Annotated in this window: 4 protein-coding genes; 1 reads left to right on the top strand and 3 read right to left on the bottom strand. The window is 69.2% G+C overall.

Translation table 11 applies throughout. The annotated features are described in order from the left end of the window. Positions 1-68: 68 nt before the first annotated feature. Complete coding sequence (locus AC5LSR_RS01845; RefSeq protein WP_047224521.1) at positions 69-332, bottom strand: DUF2277 domain-containing protein; 264 nt, start codon at positions 330-332, stop codon at positions 69-71. 171 nt (positions 333-503) lie between these two features. On the opposite strand from AC5LSR_RS01845, the gene AC5LSR_RS01840 reads away from it, so the two are divergent. Further along, positions 504-914, top strand: coding sequence for a VOC family protein (locus tag AC5LSR_RS01840; RefSeq protein WP_250286875.1), 411 nt, complete (start codon positions 504-506; stop codon positions 912-914). 89 nt (positions 915-1,003) lie between these two features. Here AC5LSR_RS01840 and AC5LSR_RS01835 read toward each other — a convergent pair whose 3' ends face one another. Together AC5LSR_RS01835 and AC5LSR_RS01830 are read right to left on the bottom strand one after the other, a co-directional pair. Further along, positions 1,004-1,342 (bottom strand): toll/interleukin-1 receptor domain-containing protein, encoded by a 339-nt coding sequence (locus AC5LSR_RS01835; protein ID WP_445548493.1) that lies wholly within the window; start codon positions 1,340-1,342, stop codon positions 1,004-1,006. Between the two features lie 25 nt (positions 1,343-1,367). Beyond that, the coding region (locus AC5LSR_RS01830) for an ATP-binding protein (protein ID WP_493468079.1) at positions 1,368-2,735 on the bottom strand (1,368 nt) is incomplete at its 5' end.

Here is a 2,735-nt window from a genome sequence, read left to right as displayed (position 1 = left end):
GCATCGACGGACGTCTGGGCAGCGGCCGGGCCGGCCTGTGCGGGCCGGCCGGCTGGTACCCGGGATGCTCACGTGTTCAGGCGGGCGCGGATCTCCGGGCGTCGTAGCGGCGGGAGTGTGGCCGGCGGCTGGCGGCGGGCCGGCAGCGTGTCGAGCAGCCGGTGGACCGCGGCGCCCACCTCGGCGACCGCCGTCTCGAACGCGTCCCCGGCCGTGGCCGGAGGCTGGCGCAGACCACTGACCTTCCGGACGAACTGGCGGGCGGCCGCCTCGATCTCCTCGTCGGTCGCCGGCGGCTGAAGGCCCCGCAGTTCGGTGATGTTACGACACATGATCCTCACCGTCTCCCCACAGATCCGTATGTACTGGGCGGCCCGCGCGTGCGGGCAGGTCACGTACGTCAGCGTCGCGGCCAGGCCGGAATCCAGTTCGCTGTCCACCCGCTCACCGAAGAGTTCCGAAACCATTCGGACGGAGGATACGGCCGGCGGCAGAATGAGGTCATGCCCAATACGAATCCCACCGTGTGGCTCACCCTGCAGGCCCACAACCCCGCCGTGCTCATCGACTACCTGGTCGAGATCTTCGGTTTCGACCTGGTCGCACGCCACGGCGAAGGCGAGACCGTCGAACACGCCGAACTGCTCTGGCCCGAGGGATCCGGCGGCATCATGCTCGGCGCGTACAAGCCCGAGGGCCACTGGACGCGCGAGCCCGGCACGGCGGGCGGCTATGTGGTGACCAGCGACCCCGATCGGCTGTACGAGCGGGTACTGGCCGCGGGCGCCGACATCATCATCAAGATCAACGAGACGCCCTACGGCTCTCGTGAGTTCGTGGTACGAGACCCGGAGGGCAACCTGTGGGCCTTCGGAACCTACACCGGCGCACCCCGGCAGGAACACCCTTCATAGCACGGAGAATCCCGGACACACCACGCCGCGCTGAATCCGAGGATTCGGAAAGACATTTCAGCCGGCGTTCGAGAGCGTCGACCGAGCAGCTACTGGTCGGCCGCTTGCCGCCCGTCCCGGATTGTCAGAACCTCGCGGGCCAGCCGGGCGCAGCCGGCCTCGAGCTCGGCGTCGTCGGTGAGATCCAGCGACAGACGGGCCCGTATGCCGAGACGCGGCCGGCAGGGCTCTCGTATGACGGTGAGCAGCCTGGTCGCGGCGGTTTCCAGACCGAGGTGCTCCGCCAGGACGTTCTCGAGCTCGGTGAAGTTGCTCTCCAGATATCTGGGGGTGGGCACGGCCAACGTGTATCTGCTCTGTATCACCGCCCGTTCCATCTCGAGTATGAGCGGGACACCGAGGCGGGGAGTGCCTCGTGATCGATACAGACGCGTACTCCCAGCTTCCGGACGCCTACCAGGCGGTCAGGAGCCGGGCCGGGTCGTAGCTGGGCAGACCCGGTACCTGCGTCGTCGTCCGCGTGACAGCGACTGGTGACGCGATGTCACCGCCTGGCACCGCGGCCCGGTCACGCAACAGGTGGTCCAGGTCGGCCTGGGTGAAGGGCTCCTTGTCACGCCATTTGACGGAGCCGACGAAGGTGACCACGTTCGCGCCTTTACCGGGCCGGACTCCTACCAGATCCACCTCGGGTGTGTGGTTACGCGGCCACCAGCCGCCTACGCTCTCAGCGCCGCCGAGCGCGGGATCGTCGATCGCGAGCCTGGTGAGCGCCTGGCGTACCAGCGGTTCCACCGCCCGTCCGCGATAGGCGGCCCAGCCGCCCGTCACCCTGGCTCTGGCGAGGTCGGGCCGGCCACGCTGAATGTCGGCGACGGCGCCTTCCAGGAAGCGTAGCCAGAACCGCAGGTAGGGGTCGGCGACCCGGTAGCGGGACGCCGTACCGACCTTCACTGCCACCGGACGGTCGACCGCGATCACTCTTTTGCCGGCCAGCAGTGCCAGGGCCCGGGTGAGCGGTGTCGATGCCACACCGGCGCGCGCCGCGATCGCGGAGAAGGCCCGGTCTCCAGCACCGATGGCGCGCAGCACGTCACTCGCCTGCAGATCGCGCGGGAACTCCGCGTCGAGAACCCGCTGACCGGTGACGATGAGCTCGGAGTTATCGTCCGAAAGCTGGTCGTCGAGGAACGCCGGCAGGCCACCGGCTCGCCGCCATTCCAGCAGCAGCCGGGGGTATCCACCGGTGATGAGCTGCGCGTCGAACGCCTCCGCCGCACGTTCGCTGCTGAGACCGAGCATGCGCGCCGTGTCACCGACGGAGAACGGCTCGACGACCATCTCCCGAGCCCGCCCGAAGAGCGGCCGGTCGTGCCCGGTCAGCATCTCCATCACGGCGAGGTCACTGCCGATGATGATGAAAAGGACGGGCCGGTTCTCGAACAGCCGGTCCCAGAGCTTCTGCAGGGTGCCGTCGATGCCGGTATCGCGCTCCAGCAGCCAGGGGAACTCGTCGATTACGACGACGGCCGGCGTGTCCACCGGGAGCGCGGCGTGGGTGGCGCGTAGCGCCTGTTCCCAGGTGCTGAAGCCGCCGGCGGTGAGCCCGTCGGCGCCGGGCAGCGTGCAGTCGAGCCGGGCGTCCTCGACGAACCCGTCGAGGTCTCGCTGGAGAGTGGCCTGCCGAGATCCGGTCACGAACAGTTGCGGCAGACCGCTACGGCGCACGAACTCGCTGATCAGCCTGGACTTGCCGGCCTGTCGCCGGCCCCGGACGCTGACCAGCCGGCCCCGGCCGTCACGGACCGCCGCGAGGTGGGC

Source organism: Protofrankia sp. CiP1_Cm_nod4, assembly GCF_982290645.1.
The sequence above is the reverse complement of the archived record's forward strand: the minus strand, read 5'-3'. Positions and strand labels throughout refer to the sequence as shown.